At 34.2% G+C, this 2,182-nt stretch carries 4 protein-coding genes; all 4 read right to left on the bottom strand.

Annotated features, from left to right (window positions below; translation table 11 throughout):
* Window positions 1–259: HigA family addiction module antitoxin (locus FTV31_RS16330; RefSeq protein ID WP_180015705.1), on the bottom strand; the 259-nt coding region annotated here is incomplete at its 3' end.
* A gap of 17 nt (window positions 260–276) precedes the next feature.
* Window positions 277–555 (bottom strand): type II toxin-antitoxin system RelE/ParE family toxin, encoded by a 279-nt coding sequence (locus FTV31_RS16325; RefSeq protein ID WP_179991629.1) that lies wholly within the window; start codon window positions 553–555, stop codon window positions 277–279.
* Between the two features lie 175 nt (window positions 556–730).
* Window positions 731–1,594, bottom strand: coding sequence for a TIR domain-containing protein (locus FTV31_RS16320; RefSeq protein ID WP_179991628.1), 864 nt, complete (start codon window positions 1,592–1,594; stop codon window positions 731–733).
* A gap of 95 nt (window positions 1,595–1,689) precedes the next feature.
* A complete protein-coding gene (locus FTV31_RS16315) occupies window positions 1,690–1,992 on the bottom strand; it encodes a hypothetical protein (RefSeq protein ID WP_174761320.1) in 303 nt (100 codons plus the stop codon).
* Between the last annotated feature and the right edge of the window lie 190 nt (window positions 1,993–2,182).

Below are 2,182 nucleotides of genomic sequence, written 5' to 3'. Positions count from 1 at the left end.
CTTTTTCATAGGCAATTTTCAAATCATCTTGATGTTGTAAATTAAGCCAACTTTCAGCATCTCCACCAAAGAATCGTGCTAATCGCAAAGCTGTATCAGCAGTAATACCGCGACGTTCTAATACAATATCGTTAATTCGAGCTGCAGTTACACCTAACTTTCTAGCTAGAGCAGTAGAGCTTAAATTTAGTGGGAGCATGTACTCTTCTTTAAGAATTTCACCTGGGTGAACAGCTCTCATACCATTATGATGGATCATACATATACCTCTCAAAATTAATGGTAATCGACTATCTCAACCTCACTGGGTCCATTATCCGTCCAAACAAAACAGATTCGCCATTGATCATTAATACGAATACTGTGTTGCCCTAAACGATCACGTTCTAATTTTTCTAATCGATTACCTGGAGGAGATCTCAAAAAATCTAAAGTTACTGCTGCATCTAGCATCGTCAATTTTCGGGTAGCAACTTTCAAAATAGCTGAAAATTTAGAACTCTTACCCGTTTCAAATAATTGACGCGTATATTCGCACTTAAAACTTTTTATCAATTGAGATGCCCTTCATATAATATATTGTATATCGATATGCATTATATCACAAGGATACTTTGCTGTGGCTTACAAGAAAGCCACACGGGCTTAATACAAAATCTTTTATTGCAACCTAGATTTAGGTACAAATTGAAACATATAAAAAAGAGCGAAAGCTCCTTTTTTATATGTTTCAATTAATTTTTCTATAGTTAATATCATATCCAGCATCACTTAGCATATGAGCCACAGACATACGCCAGTCTTTATAACCATGGTCTGTATATACGACACCATTTACATCTCCTGGCATTTCAATATGACCTTCCTTTTTTACTAAGCAGATTACTTTTTCACGAGTATATAAACCTATTAATAAACCATGCTCAAAAACAACATTTTGCCTAGCTCTTAATTTGTACTCATCCTCCCCAATAGCTTTTCCCTGATCATCAGGTGTGTATAAAACTATCCCAAACCCAATAGAAGGATCTTTTGTGTAACGTTCTAACTTTTCTATGATTGTAAGGCTAGCATCGTGCTGTTCTCTGAGAACTATTGGCTCAATTAATTGAGCTGATAAAAAAGCTTTTACTTCATTTATCAATGCATCATCATGCCCATGGACAATGAATACTTTAGATGGGGTAACCTTCTTTTCTTTACCTAATAAATTAGGAACTTGCTTTTTAGTTCCTTTTGCATATGTTATTAATTCTTCTGTTATTTCTTTTTGTTTAAGAATCGCGGACTCTAAATCATTAGAATAAAAACCGATCATAACAACACTAGATGCCTGATTTTCAGCCCTTCGTTGAGCAGCTTGTTGCTGTTTTAAAACCTCACCAGATATCTCACTAGAAAACATGCGTAAACGTTCAATATGCTCAATAGGAATTGTACGCCCATTTATTAATATAGGGTTCCCAACCTGGTAAGGTTCAGCATATTTACAAATCAAATCTTCTAAATCTGTTAAATCTGATTTGATTTCAACTTTATCCCACGCATTTTTATGATGTTTTTCGCCTAATTCTAAAATCACATGATAATACATATTACTAATGCCATATCTTCATTTATATTTTTTAAATATATAATAAGTTTAAGAAAATTAACTACATATTTAACATAAAATCTCTTATGCGAAATTTAGGTCTTATCCCAAATAAATCCATTAAAAAGATCTTTATCTTTCTGCCTATTTTCTTCGGTCTTATTTTCCGTATTTAAAAATTGCTCAAAATCGACTAATTGCTGCTTAAAAGATTCATTATTTTTTAACTTATTCAGCGCCCAAGCACCCAGTAGAATTTTACGTCTAGTATCATCTTTACGTTGCTGATCAGAAACTTTCTTTTTTTCACGTGCAATGGCAGCTTTTTTCTGTTCTTTTAGCTGTTTTAAACGCTCTTCTTGCTTTGCAATTTTTTGCTCTAAATTATCAACACTCATACCATCACCGTATCAAGGAATCCCCCTCAAGCATAGGTCTGTTTGAATTGAAATTCAAGACATCCCATGCTATCGTGGTTTTCCCGAAGGGCGCACTTAGCCATTGGATTTCATCCAATGGTGCGACAAGGGGTAAATCCCCTTTGTAATCCCCTGACCAACATATACATGTTGGTAATTTCGATAAATC

It is taken from the genome of Acinetobacter sp. YH16031, assembly GCF_013417335.1.
GTDB lineage: Bacteria > Pseudomonadota > Gammaproteobacteria > Pseudomonadales > Moraxellaceae > Acinetobacter.
Note: the sequence above shows the minus strand (reverse complement) of the source record. Positions and strands in the feature narration are given on the sequence as shown.

Excerpts from the sequence above, each read along its gene's own strand:
- FTV31_RS16315 (WP_174761320.1), bottom strand. The coding sequence starts at position 1,992 with ATGAGTGTTGATAATTTAGAGCAAAAAATTGCAAAGCAAGAAGAGCGT.
- FTV31_RS16320 (WP_179991628.1), bottom strand. The coding sequence starts at position 1,594 with ATGTATTATCATGTGATTTTAGAATTAGGCGAAAAACATCATAAAAAT.